General features: G+C 68.9%; 13 protein-coding genes. 3 read left to right on the plus strand and 10 right to left on the minus strand.

Annotated features, from left to right (window positions below):
• Together PKD89_RS09095 and PKD89_RS09100 are read right to left on the minus strand one after the other, a co-directional pair.
• The gene (locus tag PKD89_RS09095) at positions 1-234 is read right to left on the minus strand and encodes a hypothetical protein (protein WP_289010803.1); all 234 of its coding nucleotides are present in this window, start codon (positions 232-234) and stop codon (positions 1-3) included.
• Complete coding sequence (locus tag PKD89_RS09100) at positions 231-908, minus strand: RNA polymerase sigma factor (protein WP_289010804.1); 678 nt, start codon at positions 906-908, stop codon at positions 231-233. The genes PKD89_RS09095 and PKD89_RS09100 overlap by 4 nt, the downstream gene beginning before the upstream one ends.
• Positions 909-1,179: 271 nt before the next feature.
• Between PKD89_RS09100 and PKD89_RS09105 the strand changes: the two genes are divergently transcribed.
• Positions 1,180-1,929, plus strand: a complete 750-nt coding sequence (locus tag PKD89_RS09105; protein ID WP_289010805.1) for a hypothetical protein — start codon at positions 1,180-1,182, stop codon at positions 1,927-1,929.
• Positions 1,930-2,046: 117 nt separating this feature from the next.
• Here the strand turns inward: PKD89_RS09105 and PKD89_RS09110 are convergent, their stop codons facing one another.
• The 4 genes from PKD89_RS09110 to PKD89_RS09125 all read right to left on the minus strand — a co-directional run bounded on the left by PKD89_RS09110 (position 2,047) and on the right by PKD89_RS09125 (position 8,385).
• Complete coding sequence (locus PKD89_RS09110) at positions 2,047-2,991, minus strand: alpha/beta hydrolase (protein ID WP_324332395.1); 945 nt, start codon at positions 2,989-2,991, stop codon at positions 2,047-2,049.
• Complete coding sequence (locus tag PKD89_RS09115) at positions 2,988-4,175, minus strand: acyl-CoA dehydrogenase family protein (protein ID WP_289010807.1); 1,188 nt, start codon at positions 4,173-4,175, stop codon at positions 2,988-2,990. The genes PKD89_RS09110 and PKD89_RS09115 overlap by 4 nt, the downstream gene beginning before the upstream one ends.
• Positions 4,176-4,401: 226 nt before the next feature.
• Positions 4,402-5,223 carry a hypothetical protein gene (locus PKD89_RS09120; protein WP_289010808.1) on the minus strand — a complete coding sequence of 274 codons (822 nt, stop codon included), beginning with the start codon at positions 5,221-5,223 and terminating at the stop codon, positions 4,402-4,404.
• Positions 5,224-5,478: 255 nt separating this feature from the next.
• Positions 5,479-8,385: a helix-turn-helix transcriptional regulator gene (locus PKD89_RS09125; protein ID WP_289010813.1), complete on the minus strand. Its 2,907-nt coding sequence runs from the start codon at positions 8,383-8,385 to the stop codon at positions 5,479-5,481.
• An 89-nt stretch (positions 8,386-8,474) separates the two neighbouring features.
• On the opposite strand from PKD89_RS09125, the gene betB reads away from it, so the two are divergent.
• The gene (gene betB / locus PKD89_RS09130; RefSeq protein WP_289010809.1) at positions 8,475-9,983 is read left to right on the plus strand and encodes a betaine-aldehyde dehydrogenase; all 1,509 of its coding nucleotides are present in this window, start codon (positions 8,475-8,477) and stop codon (positions 9,981-9,983) included.
• 86 nt (positions 9,984-10,069) lie between these two features.
• Positions 10,070-11,722: a choline dehydrogenase gene (gene betA / locus PKD89_RS09135; protein WP_289010810.1), complete on the plus strand. Its 1,653-nt coding sequence runs from the start codon at positions 10,070-10,072 to the stop codon at positions 11,720-11,722.
• 106 nt (positions 11,723-11,828) lie between these two features.
• Here betA and PKD89_RS09140 read toward each other — a convergent pair whose 3' ends face one another.
• The 4 genes from PKD89_RS09140 to PKD89_RS09155 all read right to left on the minus strand — a co-directional run bounded on the left by PKD89_RS09140 (position 11,829) and on the right by PKD89_RS09155 (position 18,594).
• Positions 11,829-14,177: a hypothetical protein gene (locus tag PKD89_RS09140; protein WP_324332397.1), complete on the minus strand. Its 2,349-nt coding sequence runs from the start codon at positions 14,175-14,177 to the stop codon at positions 11,829-11,831.
• A gap of 172 nt (positions 14,178-14,349) precedes the next feature.
• Positions 14,350-15,255: an SDR family oxidoreductase gene (locus tag PKD89_RS09145; protein WP_289010360.1), complete on the minus strand. Its 906-nt coding sequence runs from the start codon at positions 15,253-15,255 to the stop codon at positions 14,350-14,352.
• A gap of 154 nt (positions 15,256-15,409) precedes the next feature.
• A complete protein-coding gene (locus PKD89_RS09150) occupies positions 15,410-16,984 on the minus strand; it encodes a hypothetical protein (protein WP_289010361.1) in 1,575 nt (524 codons plus the stop codon).
• Positions 16,981-18,594: a xylulokinase gene (locus PKD89_RS09155; protein ID WP_289010362.1), complete on the minus strand. Its 1,614-nt coding sequence runs from the start codon at positions 18,592-18,594 to the stop codon at positions 16,981-16,983. The genes PKD89_RS09150 and PKD89_RS09155 overlap by 4 nt, the downstream gene beginning before the upstream one ends.
• Positions 18,595-18,613 lie beyond the last annotated feature (19 nt).

An 18,613-nucleotide genomic window follows, 5' to 3' on the forward strand; every position in this document is an offset into this window, starting at 1 on the left:
TCAGTTGTCCTGGGCGAGCAGAAGGCGCATTGATTCCACCTCTTCTCGACAGACCTGGCAGCCGGTCAGGTGCGCCGTCATGGCCGGCATCCAGTCGAAGTCGGTTGTCGGGGAGCAGTCGAGGTACTCATCGAGGTGCTCAAAACAGTCGTCGCATGACATCCACGGCCGGGCGTCCACCACGAAGCGCTGGGCCTGTTCGTCACTGAGGTGGGGGAGAGGTCTGTAGGTCATGAGTTCACCTGCGCTGCGATCGGCCCGCCGAAGTAGCCCGCTGCGGTGAGGTGGGCCCGAAGACGGGCCCGGGCTTCGAAGACGGTTTTGTAGAGAGCATTTCGGTTGGTGCCCATCCGTTCGGCAAGGACGTCGATAGGGACCCCCTCGACCAGCAGGGCGACGGCCACTTTGCGTTGGTGCGGGGTGAGAACCGTCTCGATGGCGGTCTCCACGGCTCGGGCGAACTCGAGGTGCTCGACGTGTTGTTCGGGGGAGGTGAATGCACCGGCAAACTCGGGCAGGTTGTCGAGGTTGACCTCGCGATGGCGCCACATGTTGCGACGCACTTCGTTGGAGGCATACAGGATGCCGAACTTGTAGGCCCACGTCGTGAACCGGCTCCGCCCCTCGAAAGAAGCGAGCTTGCCGAGGGCCGCGACGGTCGCCTCGTCCGCCGCCTGCTTGACGATCTCGTCCACCCGGACGCCTCCGATGACCGGGAGGTCCGGCGACATGTAGGCCACCTGGTGATGGGCCGCCTTGGTCATCAACTCGTGGAGCCTCCGTACTGCCTCGTCGTAGGCGGGTCCGGTGGCGAGCAACAACTCGGGCCACACCTGATTGGAACCGTCGGGCACTGGCACGGTTGGTGCAGGCGAGTCGAGGAGTTGGCTGGCAATGCGTTCAGGCACAGGCACTCGGTCCTTGCTCCAAGTTGGGTCCGTCCCACCAGTATCACTGAACGGCCATCGACTCGCAATGGCGAATGGGTGGCTGCGGGGGTGTGGTGCGGCCCCGCAAAAAAGTCGGCGCAGCGCGGTAAGAACCTGTCGGGGCGGCACACCTACTTGTTGTGACCAACCGAACCCACCCGATGTTCGAACCGCACATTGGCAGTGGGCAGCGACTGGTCTGCGACCGGAACTCGTTCCGGCGCCCAACGAGAAAAAAGGACCTCCACTCATGAACATCCATCGCTCCAACCGCCAGCACGACTCACATCGCCAAACGCCACGTCGGCTCGTCGCCCTCGGCGCCGCCGCCGTCTTCTCGGCGAGCCTGCTCGTCGGTTGCCAAACCGGCCAGGGCAGCGCCCCGACGCCGACCGATCCAACTTCGACCACCGTGACCACAACCGACCCCGCACCCCTGCCGCCCGGAACCCGGAACGCTTCGGAGAACGCCCTGTACCAGGGCATGCAGACCCTGTGGATGCAGCACATGGAGTGGACGTACGCCGCCGTGGCCGCCTTTGCCGTCGACTCACCCGGGTTCCCGGCCACCGCCGACCGGCTCCTGCAAAACCAGGTGGACATCGCCGACGCCGTGAGGCCCTTCTACGGTGATGCCGCTGCCGACCAGCTCACAACCCTGCTCCAGGAGCACATCACGGGAGCCGTGGCCGTGTTGAGCGCCGCCAAGGCCGGTGACTCGGACGCCCTGAACCAGGCCGTGACGGCTGAGTACGCCAACGCCACAGCGATCGGCGACTTCCTGGCCGACGCCAACCCGGCCAACTGGGACAAGGCGGACATGGAGGCGATGATGACCATGCACATCGATCAGACACTGGTCTATGCCACCAACATGCTCCAGGGGGACTACGCCCAGGCCATCGCCAACTACGGCGTTGCCGAGGCACACATGCTGGAGATGGCCGACATGCTCAGCGCCGGGGTGATCGCCCAGTTCCCGGACCAGTTCACGGCGTAACAACCACAGCTTTCCCCGACGAAGCGGGTCGACCTGCGAGCAATCCGCTCGCAGGTCGACCCGCGTCGCGGGCCGACCGCACCCGCCGGTTGGTCGCCGATCTCTGCGGCGTGGCCATCAACTCGGCAACGTGGCGGCGGCGATGACGGCGGCGATGGCGTCGGGTACCTGCATGGGGCCGAAGTGACCCAGGTCGGGGTGCGGTTCGAGCACGGCGCCGGGGATGTGGTCGGCGATGTGGCCGGCGAAGCCGGACGGGGTGAAGGCCTCGACCCGCCCCAGCGCCACGGTGACCGGGCGGTCGATTGAGGGCACCTCGTTCCAGAACGAGTGCCTTGATCCTTCGACGTAGGTGCGGGACTCCACCTCGGGTGCACAGCGCAGCGAGATCGCCCCATCGGGCGCCTCCGAGCCGGCATCGGCCGGGCCGAACCCCCAGGTGAGGTACGCCTCCATCGCGGCGGCGGAGAACACGTTGAGCGGCGCCTTGGTGGAGAAGTTGGTGCGGGCGGTCACCCGGTCGTCGAAGGTCGATCGGCGGCGCAGAGCGCCGACCGCCAGCGGGTTGTCCTCGGGGTCGGGGAGGTCGGTCCCTTCTGGCAGGCCAAACTCCTCGATCGGCGGGAAGATGATCGGCTCGTACGCCCAAATCGACGTGAAGAGCTCCGGCCGTCGGGCGGTTGCGGCCAACACGGCGGCCCCGCCCATCGAGTGGCCGGCTGCGCCGAGCGGTACGCCGGTGGCCTCGACGATGTACTCGGCGGCGGCGATGGCGTCCTCGGCAACCCGGGTCCACACCATGTCGTCCGGCTTGGCGGGGGAGTGGCCGTGGCCACGGAAGTCGACCGCCCAGCACGAGGCCCGGTCGGTCAGGTGGGCGGCCACCGGCTGCCAGATCCCGCCGGCGAAACCGGTTGCGTGGGCCAACAGCAGTGGCGGTCCGTCGCCGCCGAGGTGCCACAGCGCCAGCTCGAGGCCGTCGGCCGAGGTGATGCTCGCGGTTGGGTGACCAGGCGTCGGGTGGCCGGGCTGGGGAGGTCCGGCGGTGGTGGGTGCGGTCACGAGAAGGCCGCCTGGCCGGTGATCGCCTGACCGAGGATCAGCGTGTGGATCTCGTTGGTGCCCTCGTAGGTGTACACCGACTCGAGGTTGTTCATGTGGCGCATCACCGGGTACTCCAACGTGATGCCGTTGGCGCCGAGAACGCTTCGGGCGGTGCCGGCCACTTCCCGTGCCATGGCCACGTTGTCCATCTTGCCGAAGCTGACGTGCGGTGTCGCCAACGTGCCGGCGTCCTTCAGGCGGCCAAGGTGAATGGCCACCAGCGTGCCGCGCTGCACCGCCACCATCATCTCGACCAGCTTGCGCTGCGTCAGCTGAAACGACGAGATCGGCTTGTCGAATTGCACCCGCTCGTTCGCGTAGTCGAGCGCCGCCTCGTAGCAGGCCCGGGCGGCGCCGCAGGCGCCGAAGAGGATGCCGAAGCGGGCCTCGTTGAGACACGACAGCGGCCCCTTCATGCCCCGGACGCCGGGGAGCACGGCGTCGGCCGGGAGGCGCACGTTGTCCATGACCAACTCGGACGTGATCGACGCCCGCAGCGACAGCTTTTTGTGGATCTCCGGGGCGGAGAAGCCCGGCGTATCGGTGGGGACGACAAAGCCCCGCACGCCGTCGTCGGTGCCCGCCCACACGACGGCGACGTCGGCCACCGAGCCGTTGGTGATCCACATCTTTGCGCCGTTCAGGATCCAGCCGCCGCCGGGCTCCTGGCGGGCGAACGTGCGCATCGAGCTGGGGTCCGAACCGGAGTCTGGCTCGGTCAGCCCGAAGCAGCCGATCGCCTCGCCGGCGGCCATCGCCGGCAGCCACCGCTGCTTCTGTTCCTCCGAACCGAAGGCCCAGATCGGGAACATCGCCAGGCTGCCCTGCACCGACACGAAGCTGCGGGCGCCCGAGTCGCCCGCCTCCAGCTCCAGGCAGGCCAGGCCGTAGGCGGTGGCGCTGGTGCCGGCGCAGCCGTAGCCCTCGAGGTGCATGCCGAGCAGGCCCAGCTTGCCGAACTCGGTGGCCATCTCCTTGGGGAAGGTGCCTCGTTCGTACCAGTCGGCGACGTCGGGCAGGATCTGGTCGCCGACGAAGCGTCGCACGGTGTCGCGCAACAACACCTCGTCGTCGTTGAGAAGCCCATCCAGCGCCAACACGTCGCGTGGGTTGACCTCATGGGAAAGTGGCTGATGGGTCATGCCCCGCAGCGTAACGGTGGCCCGGCGGACGGGTTGGGCCCGTCGATCTGCGCCCGGTGGGTCACCGGACGCGACGACGGGACCGGCCCTTTTGGAAACCGGTCCCGTCGTCGCATCATGGATCCCGCCACGATCTCGCTCTTGAACAGTGTAAGGGACAGCCGACCGAGGTTCACGTCGGATCAACAACTTCGTGTGGCTGAGGCGCGTCGACCACCTTCGAGAGTCACTTCACGGTGAACTCGGTCTTCATGCCCTGGGTGAAGTGCGGCGGCCCGTCGCCGTCCGGCTCGTCGCTGTTGGCCATCGTGCTGCCGGTCGGGATGAAGCACAGCGCCGCGTAGTCGCCGGGTTCGAAGTCGGCGATCATGATGGCCTGATCACCCTCGTGGGGGGCCATCGCCCCACCCAACATGTTGATCTTGGCCATCGCCTCCTCCTCGGGCATTTCGAGCAGCTCGCCGAAGCTCTCGGTGACCCCGTCCTTCTTGGAGGCGACGACGATCTCGTGTGCCTCCATGCCGTCGTTGGTGAACATGATCGCCGTCCGTCCGGGGGGCAGCTCGTCGGACAGGCCCTCGAAGGAGTAGTCCTTGCCCGACACCTCCAACTTCTGGTCGAACTCGCAGTTGTCGAACATGTAGCGGTCAACCTTGGTTTGGGCTTCGCCGAACTTGGGCTCCTCGAAGGCCGACGGGTCGCCGGTCTGGGCGACCTGGCGCACGGTACCGATCATCGTGTCGAGATCGCCCTCGATGTCGGCGGGCTTGTCGGCGGCGTCGAGGTCGTCGGCCATCGGCGCGATCGTGTCTGTGAACCAGGCCGTTGGATCGCCGTCGGGCGCCTCAGCCATGGCCAGTGTGATGTCGGTGTAGGCGTCGCAAGCGCCGGTGACGCCCGCATCCTCGGCTGTGGCGCCGGAGGCGGTGGAGGTGTCGTTCTTGTTCGCCTCCTCGCTGTCGTCGGTGCAGCCGCTCACCATCAGGGCGCCGCTGAGCGCCACGACCGAGAGCAACCGCAGGTTGCGTGGTGTGTTGTGCTGGTTCATGTCTGATCCTCTGCTGGTGACGTTGGGTTGGAAACTGCGTTGTCCACCAACGACTCCAGCAGCCGCAGCAGATCCAGACGCCCGCTGAACGGGGTCGGGGTCGGGAGGGCCGAAGCGTCAGGACCTGGCTCGGGCAGGATTGCTCCCGACCACCGGTCGTGCGACGTGTCGAAGTCGATGACCAAGCGCATCGAGGCACCGTACGAAGCGGCCGGCCCCGTTCGCATCGGGGCAAACCCTGATTTCGACCCTGAATCAGTGGACGGCGGAGCGCTCGGTCCAGCGCAGCGCCAGCGCCGTTCGGTTGCGCACGTCGAGCTTGGTGAAGCACCGGGCCACGTGGGTCTCGACCGTCTTGACGCTGACGTGGAGCCGGCCCGCAACCTCCCGATTGGTCAACCCTTCGGCCACCAACTCGGCGACCTGACGCTCGGCCGGGGACAGCGGCGCCGGTCCGGTCTCGGCGCGCGACCGGGGAGCGAGGCCGCAGGCGTCCAACTCGGAGCGGGCATGGCGGAGGTAGGGCTCGGCCCCGAGCGAGTCGAATCGTCCGAGCGCAGCCCCGAGCAGGTCGGCGGCCCGTCGTCGTTGACCTTGGCGGCGGGCCAACGACCCAGCGGCCAGCTGAAGCCGGGCCCGGAGAAACGTTCCGCCGTCGTCGGTGTGACCCGCATCATGCTGCGGGCTGTTGCGACCCGGACCGTCCGGCGGCGTCACACTCTGCGGCGCGGGGTTGAGCCCGGTGGCAAACGCCGCCTCGGCCGCCTTGTCGTCGCCGAGCGCTGCTGCGAGCAGGCCGCGAGCTCGCGCGGCGCCGATCCGGGCGTGTTCGCCGCCGTGCACGATCCGTCTGTCGAGTTCGGCCATCGCCGCAGCGGCCTCCTCGAGGTGCCCCAGACCGACGAGGGCCTCGACCAGATCGGCGCGCCACGGCTGGACGCCCTCCCCGAGGCGCGACCCGTCCAACATGTTGGTCAGCGGTTCCAACCGGTCGACGACGCGATGGTGATCGCCGGCGGCCGACCCGATGCGGGCATCGCCCACCAACAACCACAGCAGCCCGCTGACGTTGCCGCTGCGGGCCTGCGCCGCATGTCCATCGACCAGGTGACGCTTCGCCTCGGTGTCCGCACCACGTCCGGCATGGACGAATGCCGCGATCCCGTGGGCCATCGGCAACGCCAGGTCGTGGTCCCCGGCCTCCATCAGCGCCACCAGTTGCTCGGCCTCGCCGAGCGCAGCGTCCCACGCCCCCTGCCGATAGCGGCAGTCCGCCCGCGAATAGGCGGCGCTCACCCTGGTGAGGAGGGGGCCACGCGCCTCACCCGTTTCGAGGATGGAGCCGAACGTGGCTTCCGCCTCATCGAAGCGTCCCGACCACAACAACAACAGTCCCCTGGCCAGCAGCGCATTGTCGCAGCCGGAGCCACCGCCCGGCCGGGCCAGCCTTCGATCGATCTCGGCCAATCCCTTGGGCAGATCCCCCTCGAAGGCCCACCCGGTGGCCAACATGACGAAGACGTTGCCCAACTCGAAACCCCCCGACCTCCCACCCGCCTGCGGCCCACCCGACATCGTCGCGTTGGCATGGGCCCGCTCCAAGGCAGCTTCCGCCCATCCGATGGCGTCCGCTCCGCTGCCCGCGTTCGACGACAGGGTGGCCAGCAGGCCGGCGACCTGTACGGCGACGTAGGGGTCGGTTGCCTGCTCCCACGCTGCCACCAGCGATGCGTGCGCCTCGCGGGGCTCGCCGGCATAGAGAAGGTCGTGACCACGCACCAGCAGCTCGAGCGCCCCGCCGTCGCTGTGGACGGCGGAGAGCAGACGGCGGGCAGTCCCGAGTTCTCCGGTGGTGAACAGCCGGTTGGCGGCCAGCAGCAAGGCCTCGGCTCGGGCCGGGCCCTCCGGGAGGATCCGCGCCGCCTCGGACAACAGCTCGACAGCGATCAAATCCCAGCCGGTGCCGAGCAGTTCACGAGCCAACGCCACCGCTTCAGCGCCGAGTTCGCTGTCGCGGAGGATCGTTCCCCGGATCCGGTGCAGCATGGCCCGTGCGGGGTCGTCGGTGATCCTGGCGGCCAGGTTGTGCAGCTCGCAACGAACCCCGGGTGCCAGGTCGGCGACGACCGCAGCGCGAAGGAGCGGATGGGCCACCTCGACCACCTGACGCCGAGCCCGATCCTTGATGGTGAGGTGACCCCCCGTGACGGCCTCGTCGAGCTCCACCAGGTCGGCCAGGCCGAGCAGGTCGAGGAGCGGCCCGACGTCGACCGGGACGCCGATCACCGCGACGGCGGCCACGAGGCGCTCGGTCTCGGGACGGCACCCCGAGAGGCGAGACAACGCGAGGGTTGCATACGACCTGGGTGCGGGAAGCGGATCGATCCCGGTGGAGATCGTGGCAGTGTCGAGCTCGTCGGCCAGGGTCAGCGCCTCGAGTGGGTTGCCCCGGGTGTGGTCGAAGAGACGTTGGGCGGCTCGCTCGCCGATGGAGATGCCGCGAGCAGTGCGAAGCAGCGCATCGAGCTGTGGGGCCGCCAGACCTCGGAGGGGCAGGCACCTGCCCCGCTCGTCCTGGCACAGCCTGGTGAGCGGGGCGAGCGCCGAGACATCAGGCCGCCCGGCGATCACGACCACCAGCCGCTGGTTTCGGAAGCGACGCAACGCGTACGTCAGCGCCTGGATCGAGGCCTGGTCGGCCCACTGGGCATCGTCGATGAGGGCGACGGTCGGTCGAATCGCTGACGCCTCGGTGGAGACCCGCACCAGGTCGGCGCCGATGTCGAGCGGGTCGGGCCGAGGTCCACTGCGCCCGAACGCGGTCAGCACCGGCAGGTCCGTGGCCACGCCGTCGGCGTGGAGTTGTTCGATCACACCGAAATCCAGGTGTTGTTCGGCCTCGTCGCCGCTGGCGCGCAGCAAGGTGACCTGGTCTTCGACCGACCGGGCAAACTCGCGCAGCAGTGCCGACTTGCCGATCCCGGCGTGGCCCTCGACGACCACGAGCTGCGCTTGGCCGTTCGTCGCCGCGTGGAGCGCTCGCTGCAGTGCGGCCAGCTCGACCTCGCGGCCGACCAGCTGGTGCGCGGCGCGCTGCTCACCCGAACCCGACACTGAGCTGGCCCCCCGGTCATCAATGGCGAGGACCCAGACTACGCACATGCTCACGGCGAGTGACGCCCGTCGATGGCGGCCGCCCCAGGGGATTGGACCTCCGGGGTCCCGTACCCTGTGGCGGTAGGGTCGGCCCGATGAGCGATGCCCCCGGTCAGCCCCCGACAACTTTCACATCCGACGCGTCGACGCATCCGGCGGCCCAGCTCTACATCGATGGGCGTCGGACCCCGGCCACCTCGGACGAGCGGTTTCCCACCATCAACCCCGCCACCGGTGAGGTGCTGGCGCAGGTGCACCAGGCCAGCGACGCTGACGTCGATGCGGCGGTCGCCTCCGCCGAGGCGGCGTTTCCGGCTTGGGCGGCCCTGACCGGCGCCGAGCGCGGTCGCATCCTCAACCGTGCGGCCGCCCTGTTGCGCGAGCGCAACGACGAGCTGGCCCGCATCGAGGTGGCCGACACCGGCAAGCCGATCGCCGAGGCGTCGACCGTGGATGTGATCTCGGGGGCCGAGGCGGTCGAGTACTTCGCCGGGGCGGCGGCCACGCTGACCGGCGAACACGTGACGCTGGGCGACAGCTTCGTCTACGTGCGCCGAGAGCCGCTGGGCGTGTGTGCCGGGATCGGCGCCTGGAACTACCCGATCCAGATCGCCTGTTGGAAATCGGCCCCGGCGCTGGCCGCCGGCAACACGATGGTGTTCAAGCCCGCCGAGCTGACGCCGCTGACCGCGCTGGAGCTGGCCGAGATCTATACCGAGGCGGGCGTGCCGCCGGGCGTGTTCAACGTGGTGCAGGGCGACGCCCGCACCGGGGTAGCGCTGGTGGCGCATCCGGATGTGGCCAAGGTGAGCATCACCGGCGAGGTGGGCACCGGCAAGGCGGTGATGGCCGCCGCGGCCGACACGCTCAAGGCGGTCACCCTGGAGCTCGGCGGCAAATCCCCGTTGATCGTCTTCGACGACGCCGACGTCGACAACGCCGTGTCCGGGGCGTTGATGGGCAACTTTTACACCCAGGGCGAGGTGTGCTCCAACGGCACCCGGGTGTTTGTCCAGGCCGGGATTCACGACGAGTTCGTCGCCAAGCTGGTCGAGCGCACCGCCAGGATGGTCGTCGGCGATCCGATGGACCCGGCGACCGACGTTGGCGCGCTGATCGGCGCCGATCACCTGACCAAAGTGACCGGCTACCTCGACGCCGGGCGCGACGCCGGAGCCACCGTCGCCGTCGGCGGCCACCGGGTGACCGACGGGGCGCTGGGTGAGGGCTACTTCGTCGAGCCGACCGTGTTCACCGGATGCTCCGACGACATGTCGATCATCACCGAGGAGATCTTCGGCCCGGTGATGGGGGTGCTCAGCTTCGACACCGAGGACGAGGTGCTGGCCCGGGCCAACGCCACGCCCTACGGGCTGGCCGCCGGCGTGTTTACGCGGGACCTGTCCCGGGGTCATCGCATGGCGGCTGCGCTGCAGGCCGGGACCGTGTGGATCAACAACTACAACCTGACCCCGATCGAGATGCCCTTCGGCGGCGTGAAGCAATCGGGCGTCGGCCGGGAGAACTCGATGGCCGCCTTCGAGCACTACACCCAGCGCAAAGCGGTGTACGTCGAGACCGGCGACGTCGAGGCGCCGTACTAGTGCAGCGGCCGGCCTGGCGCTGGTCGGGCCGAACGGTGTGAACGGCCGAATTTTCCACCGAAGAGGCAGAAGTGAAGGGCATGAACATGGCTGACGTCGAAACGACCAACTGGGACTACGTGATCGTCGGAGGCGGCTCGGCCGGCTCGGCGCTGGCCAACCGGCTGTCGGCCGATCCGGCTACCAAGGTGCTGGTGCTGGAGGCCGGTCGGCCCGACTCCAAATGGGACGTGTTCATCCACATGCCCGCCGCCTTCTCGTTTCCGATCGGCAGCCGCTTCTACGACTGGCGCTACGAGACCGAGCCCGAGCCCCACATGGGCGGGCGCCGGGTGTACCACGCCCGCGGCAAGGTGCTGGGGGGATCGTCGTCGATCAACGGCATGATCTTTCAGCGGGGCAACCCGATGGACTACGAGCGATGGGCGGCCGACCCCGGCATGGAATCGTGGGACTACGCCCACTGCCTGCCGTACTTCAAGCGCATGGAGACGACGCTGGCGGGCGGCGACGAGTACCGGGGCGACGACGGGCCGCTGATCCTCGAGCGGGGCGATGCCGACAACCCGCTGTGCCAGGCGTTCCTCGAGGCGACCGCCCAGGCGGGCTACCCGCGCACCAGCGACGTCAATGGCTACCAGCAGGAGGGCTTCTCGGAGTTCGACCGCAACGTGCACCGCGGCCGGCGTCTGTCGGCGGCCCGCGCCTACCTGCACCCGGTGCTCGATCGCCCCAACCTCACCGTGCTCACCCGGGCGTTGAGCACCGGCATCGAGTGGAACGGCACCCGGGCCACCGGCGTCAGCTTCACTCACGGCCGTCGGGCGCATCGGGCGAAGGCCAACGAGGTGATCCTGTGCGGCGGCGCCTTCAACTCGCCCCAGCTTCTGCAGCTGTCCGGCGTGGGCGAGGCCGATCACCTGAACCGCCTGGGCATCGACGTGGTGGCCGACGTGCCCGGCGTCGGTGCCAACCTCCAGGACCACCTCGAGGTGTACATCCAGCACAGCTCCACCCAGCCGGTGTCGATGCAGCCGCACCTGGCCACGTGGCGCCGCCCCTGGATTGGCCTCCAATGGCTGTTCCGCAAGGGCCCGGCCACGTCCAACCAGTTTGAGGCCGGAGGGTTCGTCCGCAGCAACGACGACGTCGCCTACCCCAACCTGATGTACCACTTCCTGCCGCTGGCGGTCCGCTACGACGGCACCACCCCGACCAGCGGCCACGGCTATCAGGTACACGTCGGGCCGATGTACTCAAACGCCCGTGGCACGGTAAGGATCACCTCGACCGACCCGCGCACGCACCCGGCGATCCGGTTCAACTACCTGTCGACCGAGCAGGACCGTCGGGAGTGGGTCGAGGCGATCCGGGTGACCCGCAACATCCTCGGGCAGGACGCGTTCGCGCCCTTCGACGGCGGCGAGCTGTCGCCCGGGCCCGACGTGGTGACCGACGAGCAGATCCTCGACTGGGTGGCCAAGGACGCCGAGACGGCGCTGCACCCGTCGTGCACCGCCCGCATCGGCACCGACGACGCCTCCGTGCTCGACCCGGACACGCTGCGCGTGCGCGGCACCGAGGGCCTCCGGGTGGTCGACGCGTCGTCGATGCCGTACGTGACCAACGGCAACATCTATGCGCCGGTGATGATGCTCGCCGAAAAGGCCGCGGATGTGATCCTGGGCAATCAGGCCCTGGCCCCGATGATCGACGTCGACTGGTATCGGGCCGGCTGACCAGGGCGCCGCAGCGCTTTCGGGCCCCTGGTCAGCACCGCACCTGATGGCGATCCCCGAGCGGACGACGGCTGAACGTCACACCCTCAACCGAACGGTGGAGGGATCACGGGCAGGAGTTGATGTCGATGCAGGTGGCGTCGGGCGGAGCGGTCAGCGACCAGGTGGTGGTGAAATCGGTTCCACCGTTGAGTACCAACTCCAGACTCGAACCGTCCGCACTGCCGGCGACGCGGTTATCGAGCAGGCCGGTCAGCGTCACGTTTTGGTTTGCGTTGACCGAGACCTCGCGTGGGCCGATGATCGGCGGGAGTGGGAGCTCCTGGGGAACCGGCGGTGGGAGGAAGACCGGGGCGGTGACGAAGTCCGGGCGCACGGTGCCGGCGAAGTTGTTCGTTCCCGCCTCTCGGTTGACGTCCACGCAGAGCGTGTTGTCGGCGAAGATGGCCGGCACGAGCGTGGGACCCACAATCGGCAGGGCCAGGACCGGCGGCACATAATTCATCGAGGTGCCACAGCCGCTGACTCTGTCGATCCGGCCGCCCGGCGTGGTATCGAACGTGTAACCACCCTCGAGCACCGGCCGCGCGGTCGCCTGGAACGCTCCGTTGGACAGCGCGACGTCGAAGGTGGGCGCACCGGTGGCGGCGACCCGGGTCGTGGCGGTGGCCGACTTGTCCGGCCTGCCCGGATTGACATCGTTGCTATTGGTAAGCGCTGCGGTCGCCGTCACGGTCGGGCTCGTCGGGGCAGCCACGTCCACCTGGACGGCGAAGCCGGGTGCCGGGCTGGTCAGCGAGGTGACGTTGACACCGTTTGATCGGGTACAGGTCACCTCTTGTCCGGCCGCGCTGCAGGAGAAACGGTTGTTGCCGAGCTGTGTGCTTGGATTGGTAAACCCGCGGTAGGTGATGCCCTCTGGCAGCGAGACCGTGACGGTCGGCGACGCCGACGTCGCCGTTCCGACGTTGTCGATCGCAAAGTTGTACTGGTTCGCCGAGATTCCGGTTCCTTCCCGGAAGAACAGGTTGGGCGTGAGTTCGGCACCGTTCATGGTGAGCCCGACCTCAGGTCCCGGTGGACTGGCGTTGAAGGTGGTGCTGGCAGATCGGGTCACCGAGTTGGCGGAGCCGAGAACTGCCGAGACCGTGAGGGGGACCCCAGGCGTCGTCGCCCGAACCCGCAGATCGATGCTCTGGGTCGGAACGGGGAGCACGACTCCGGCAAGACCGGCGAGGAGGTTCGGCCGAAGTGGTTCAGCGATACTGCTATTGAGCGTGCAGCGCACCCGGCGCTGTACCGCCGGAACCGACGTGCAGGTCGAACCGTTGCCGGCACGCACGTACTCGAGTCCCGCTGGGAGATCCACGGTTGCAGCAACAGGACCGACGGTGGATCCACCTCGAGGGGTGATCTCGAGTGGCAGGGTGACCTCGGCACCGGTGACCACCCGTGACGGCGGGTTCAGCGTCGGAGCGAGGTCGGAGGGGTTGTTGGCGAAGTAACTGAGCGGTGGCTGTCCTGCTGCCGGGGCGTCGGGTGCGTAGTCGGCGGCAGAGAAGTTGAGCGTGTAGGTGAGACCGTTGGCGAGCGCACCCGTCACGCCCGAGACGTCCAGTGATGGGATCCTCAGGCCGAGCAGCTCGCTTCCCAGGCTGCGCCAGGGGGCGAGACCGTAGCTGAACACGGGTCCGCGCCAGTCCACCGTCAGCGGAACTCCGCCCTGAAGTGCGGGGTCGGTCACGGTGATCGTGCCGGTGAAGAGGGTGAGGTTGGTCCGCTGCAGGTCGGCGAGCACGTGGGTGCTCCCGACCGATGCATCGATCTGGAGTCTGTCCGCACCGCCGAGACTGCCGGCCGGATCCGCTGTGATGGACACGTCGCCCGAGCTGACGGTGCCGCCGTTGCGCAGTGACAGCGCACCGGCAACCTGCACGAAGAGCTGGTCACCCTCGATAGGTGGAGTGACGATGACCTTGCCGACCGCCTCGTCGTTGGCCGGGTTCACGTCCCCTTCGGAACTGATCGCGGCGTACACCTGGGCGACGAGGGTAGGGCCCCCCACCTCTGCCGTGACGCTGATCTTTGGGAGCGCCTGACCCGGCTGCACGTCGGCATCGGCAATGCGACACGTGGCCTGGGCATCATCGTTGGTGCAGACCCACCCGGTCCCGGCCGCTGCGGACACCGTCTGGCCGGGCGGGACCACGACGGTGGCGGCGACCGGACCCGTGGTCGCTGCGGTGCCGACACTCGACACCGTCGCGTCGTAGGTGACGGTGGAACCGATCGTCGCTCCCACATTGTCCGAGACCGCGACGCTCAGGTCGACCCCGTCGGTCGGCGGCACCATCGGGGCACAGGCAGCAGCGGCGACCACCGCAAACGCTGCCAGCGTCCACGTCGCCGTCTTCGAGCGTCGGCGCCAACGCCTGCGTTGCATCGTGTTCGACATGGCCCGTCCCCCCGGTCGTCGGCTGTGTGCCGACGGATCCGGGGCAACCTAATGTGGCCCGGGGCCGAAGAACAAGGCTCAGTGTGACGGCGGCCGCAACTCAGCCGTTGGTCGTCGGTTCAGCCTTCATCGCACCGCATCGTGGGCTCGGGTAGCGCAGCGCATCGCCGTGTCAGTCCTCGGACGGGCTGAACAAGGCCAGCAACTTGCCCAGCTCGCCGGAGGGGTCGGCGAAAATGTCGTAGTTGGAGTCGTCGCGGATGGCGTCGAAGTTGTCGCGCACGTCCTCGACGGTGTGGCCGGGGGAGAACCAACCCTCGGTCAGCCCGATGAAGTAGCGGGCGACGTACCCGCCGGCAACCGAGAACACCTCGCCGGACACCGGCACGTCCTCGTGGGCCAGGTAGGCGACCGTCGGCGAGATCGCCTCGGGGGCCATCAGGTCGCCGGCGGCGCCGAACAGTTCTTCGGTCATGCGGGTCTTGGCGACGGGGGCGATGGCGTTCACCTTGATGTTGCGCTTGGCGCCCTCGTTGGCCAGCACCCTGGTGAAGCCGACCAGGCCCATCTTGGCGGCGCCGTAGTTGCTCTGACCGAAGTTTCCGAGCAGGCCCGAGTTGGAGGACGTGTTGACGATGCGGCCGTAGTTCTTCTCCCGCATGATCTTGTAGGCGGGCAGCGTCGTGTAGAAGGCGCCGCGCAGGTGCACGTCGATCACGGCGTCGATCAGCTCGGGGGTCATGTTGTGGAACGTCTTGTCACGCAGGATGCCGGCGTTGTTGATGACGATGTCGACGGTGCCGAAGGCATCGACCGCAGCGGCGACGATGGCCTCGCCGCCCTCGGGGGTGGCGACCGAGTCGGTGTTGGCGATCGCCTCGCCGCCCAGCGCTTCGATCTCGGCGACCACCTGGTCGGCGGGCCCGTCGGCGTGGCCGTGGCCATCGAGGGATCCGCCCAGGTCGTTGACGACGATGCGGGCGCCGCGTCGGGCCAGCTCGAGGGCGTGCTGCCGGCCCAGGCCGCCGCCGGCGCCGGTGATGATTGCCACCTTGTTGTCGAAACCGAGATCAGCCATGTGTTGCTCCCTGTGTGCTTGTTGAGGGTGGGTGTTCGAGGACGTGATTGACGGGTGCGCCCGTGGGGTTGAGCCAGTGAAATGCGGGTGCCCCGGGCACCACTGTACCGAGCAGGCACGACGCGCTTCGAAGTCACCCGGGGGGCGTCGGCCTTCAGCCGTCGGGAAGCGTGGCGGGGTCGAGCACGTCGACCAGCAGGTAGTCCTCCGCCGGCTTGGTGATGATGAACACCGAGGAGAACTCGGCGCCATCGGCGGTACCGTCGGCCACCACCGCCAAGCTGGGAAGCGCCTGAGGGCTGTCGCTGGTGCGCACGATGGCGACCTCGGCGGCGTCGAACGTCACCCGTTGGCCCGGGCCGGGGGCGACCCCGGTTTCCTCCGCCGCCTCCAGGCGAGGCCCGGTCAGGGCGGAGGAGAGGACCGAGCTGTCGCCCGCCTCGATCGACTCGGCCTCGATCGTCAGGTCGGCCGCCAGGTCGGCGACCGCCGCTTCGGCCTCGGCCTGGTCGAACCCGGGGATCAGCCCGGCGACGGCGGGGTCCAACGACACCTCGGGCAGGTCGGCGACCAGCGCAGCAACGTCGGGGCGCTCGACGTCGACCCTCATCGTCGTCGAGCGTTGGCCGCTGCCGGCGCCAATCAACAGCGCTGAGCCGGCCACCAGCGCCACGGCGGCCAAGCCGACGAACGCCGGTCGGGGGCGGGCCGGGCTCAGCCGCCGGCCGATGCGACTCGCCGCACTCCGAAGGCTGTCGTCGTCGTCGCCGGGCTTGGGCGCCAACCGCTCGATCAGCGGGCGGAAGGCACAGACCAGCGTGAGGGCGCCGAGCAGTGCCACCTTGGTGGCGAACTCGGTGCCCTGGGCCGCCATCAACGCGGCTGCGGTGAGGGCAACCGCCACCCCGTACACCGCCCCGCCCACCCGACCCTTGGCGGCTGTGGGTGGGTCGGTGATCATGAAGAACAGGAAGATCAACAGCTCGGGCGAGGCGACGACCACCCACCACCAGCTCAACCCGGTCACCGGGCCGACGTGCCAGCGAGCGGTCATCGAGTGACCGGTGATCGCCACCACGGCCGTCGCAGCCCCATAGGTCAGCAGGAAGGGCCACACGATGCGGTGCAGGCTCAGGCGCCTGGTCATCGTCAGACCGCCCACCACGATCACCGCGTAGGTGAGTGCCAGGCCCACCGACCACGGACCCCACCACAGATCCTGCGGGTCGGCCAGCGCAGAGCCGAAGATGAGGAACGCCACGACCAGCGCGGCGTTGGACGGGTTGAGCAGCGGCCGCCCGCCCACCCGGGTGACGTACTTGGACAACACCGCCACCGCTGCGGTGGCGGCAAAGATCGGCCAGCCCCTGGTGCTCCACCAGTCGCCGTGCTCGGTGCCCGGCACCCGCATGATCAGCGCCACGCCGTTGCCGGTCAGCAGGGCGGAGGCAGGCCAGCCGATGACCCCGTGTTCCCAGGCGGTCAGCACCAGGTCGAGCCCGCCGGCAACGCCCAGCGTGATGAGGATCTGGGCGATCGACAGGTTGAAGCCGAGCGCGGTCTGGCCGAGGACCTGGACGCTGATGATGACCGCTGCGACCATCAGGCGCGGGTCGCCCCGCCGGGGGAGCAACACCGGATAGGTGCGCCCGAGCAGCGCGATCGTTGGGCCCGGGTGGGCGCCCACCCCCGCCGACACATCCACCCCCACTCCCGACTCGACGGTCACCGCAGCTTGGCCAGCCGCGAGTACATCTTCGCCTCGATCTTGTGCAGCCGGACGAACTCGGCGTACATGCCGTCGTAGACCCGTCGGGTCGCCGGGTCGGGCCGGAAGACCCGCTCGACGGGGACCGACGACGCGATGTCGTCCTCGCCGATCAGCCCGAGCGACAGACCGGCGAAGAGGGCTGCGCCCCGCACGGTGGCCATCAGCGGCTGGTCGATGCGGTGGATCGGCCGGTTCATCACGTCGGCATGGATCTGACACCAAAGGTCGGACACGGCACCGCCGCCCACGCCCCGCAGCTCGCCGAAGGATTCCCCGAGGAACGCCTCGGATGCCTCGAGCAGCCAGCGTGCATTGTGGGCGACGCCTTCGAGCACCGAGCGCACCAGGTCGCAGCGAGTGGTGGCCAGTGACAGCCCGTGAAAGCCGCCGCGCAGGTTGGCGTTGGCCACCGGCGAGCGTTCGCCGTTGAGCCACGGGGCAAACAGCACGCCACCGCTTCCGGGCTGGGCCGTCGCCGCCGCCTCGACCAACTCGGTGAACGATTCGACGGTCGGGCTGGTCAGGCCGTCGTCGGCGTCGATGAGCACGCCCTTGATCCACTCCAAGCACACCCCGGCGGTGTCGTGGTTGTTGGCCAGCACGTAGCGACCGGGCAGCGCGGCGGGCACGGTGGCCATCATCTTGAACAGCGACGTCTTCTTCGTGGGGGCATGACAGCCGATCCAGGCCGACGTCGAGATCGATACGTGGCCCTCGTAGTTGCCCACCGCTCCGGAGCCGAGCGTGACCGCGTGCAGGTCGGGGATCGCCGTCAACACCGGCAGGTCCTTGGGCAGCCCCATCGCCTCGGTCACCTCGGGCAGCACGGAGCCGACGATCGAGCCCATCGGTACCATCGGCGGCAGCTTGGACAGGGGGGTGCCGGCCAGCTTGACCAGCCGGTTGTCGTATCCCCGCTCGTCACCGCGGTTGTCGGTCAGCCACGACAGGGCCATCGACGGTCGGGAGGCGGCCACCCGCCCGGTGAAGCGGGCGTTGAGGTAGTCCAACGGCTCGACGAACGCAGAGGTGCGCTCGTACAGGTCCTTCTGGTGGGCCTCGATGTAGAGCCGGTGGCCCAGCGGGTCGTTGCCCTCGGTGCTCGGCGCGCCGCCCGACCGACGGATCCAGGAGGTCACCTTGGTGGCACCGAAGCCCTCGACCGGGACGCGCCCGCCCACCTGCTTGGCCGCCAGGTCCGCGCCGCGGGTGTCCATCCACAGCATGCAGTCGCCGACGGCATTGCCCGAGGCGTCGACCGGCACGGTGGAACCCCACTGACCGGTGACCGCCACCGCCACCGTGGCCGCCGCAGCTTCGGGGTGGGCACGGGTCAGCTCGGCGGCGCCGTCGGTGACCGCCGTCCACCAGGCGTCGGGGTTCTGGGTGGCAGTGCCATCGGCTGCCACCTTGGGCTCGACCCGGCGGTAGACCGACCCGACGATCCGGCCGCCGAGGGATACCAGCGCGATCTTGGGTCCGCCGGTGCCCAGGTCGACCGCCAGCACCACCGGATCGATTGCCGGTGCGGACGTCTCCGACCTGCGCTCGTGGGTTGCTTCGGTCACGTTGGTACTCCGTTCCACC

Origin of the sequence: Candidatus Neomicrothrix sp., assembly GCF_035329545.1 — a bacterium.
Classification (GTDB): domain Bacteria; phylum Actinomycetota; class Acidimicrobiia; order Acidimicrobiales; family Microtrichaceae; genus Microthrix; species Microthrix subdominans.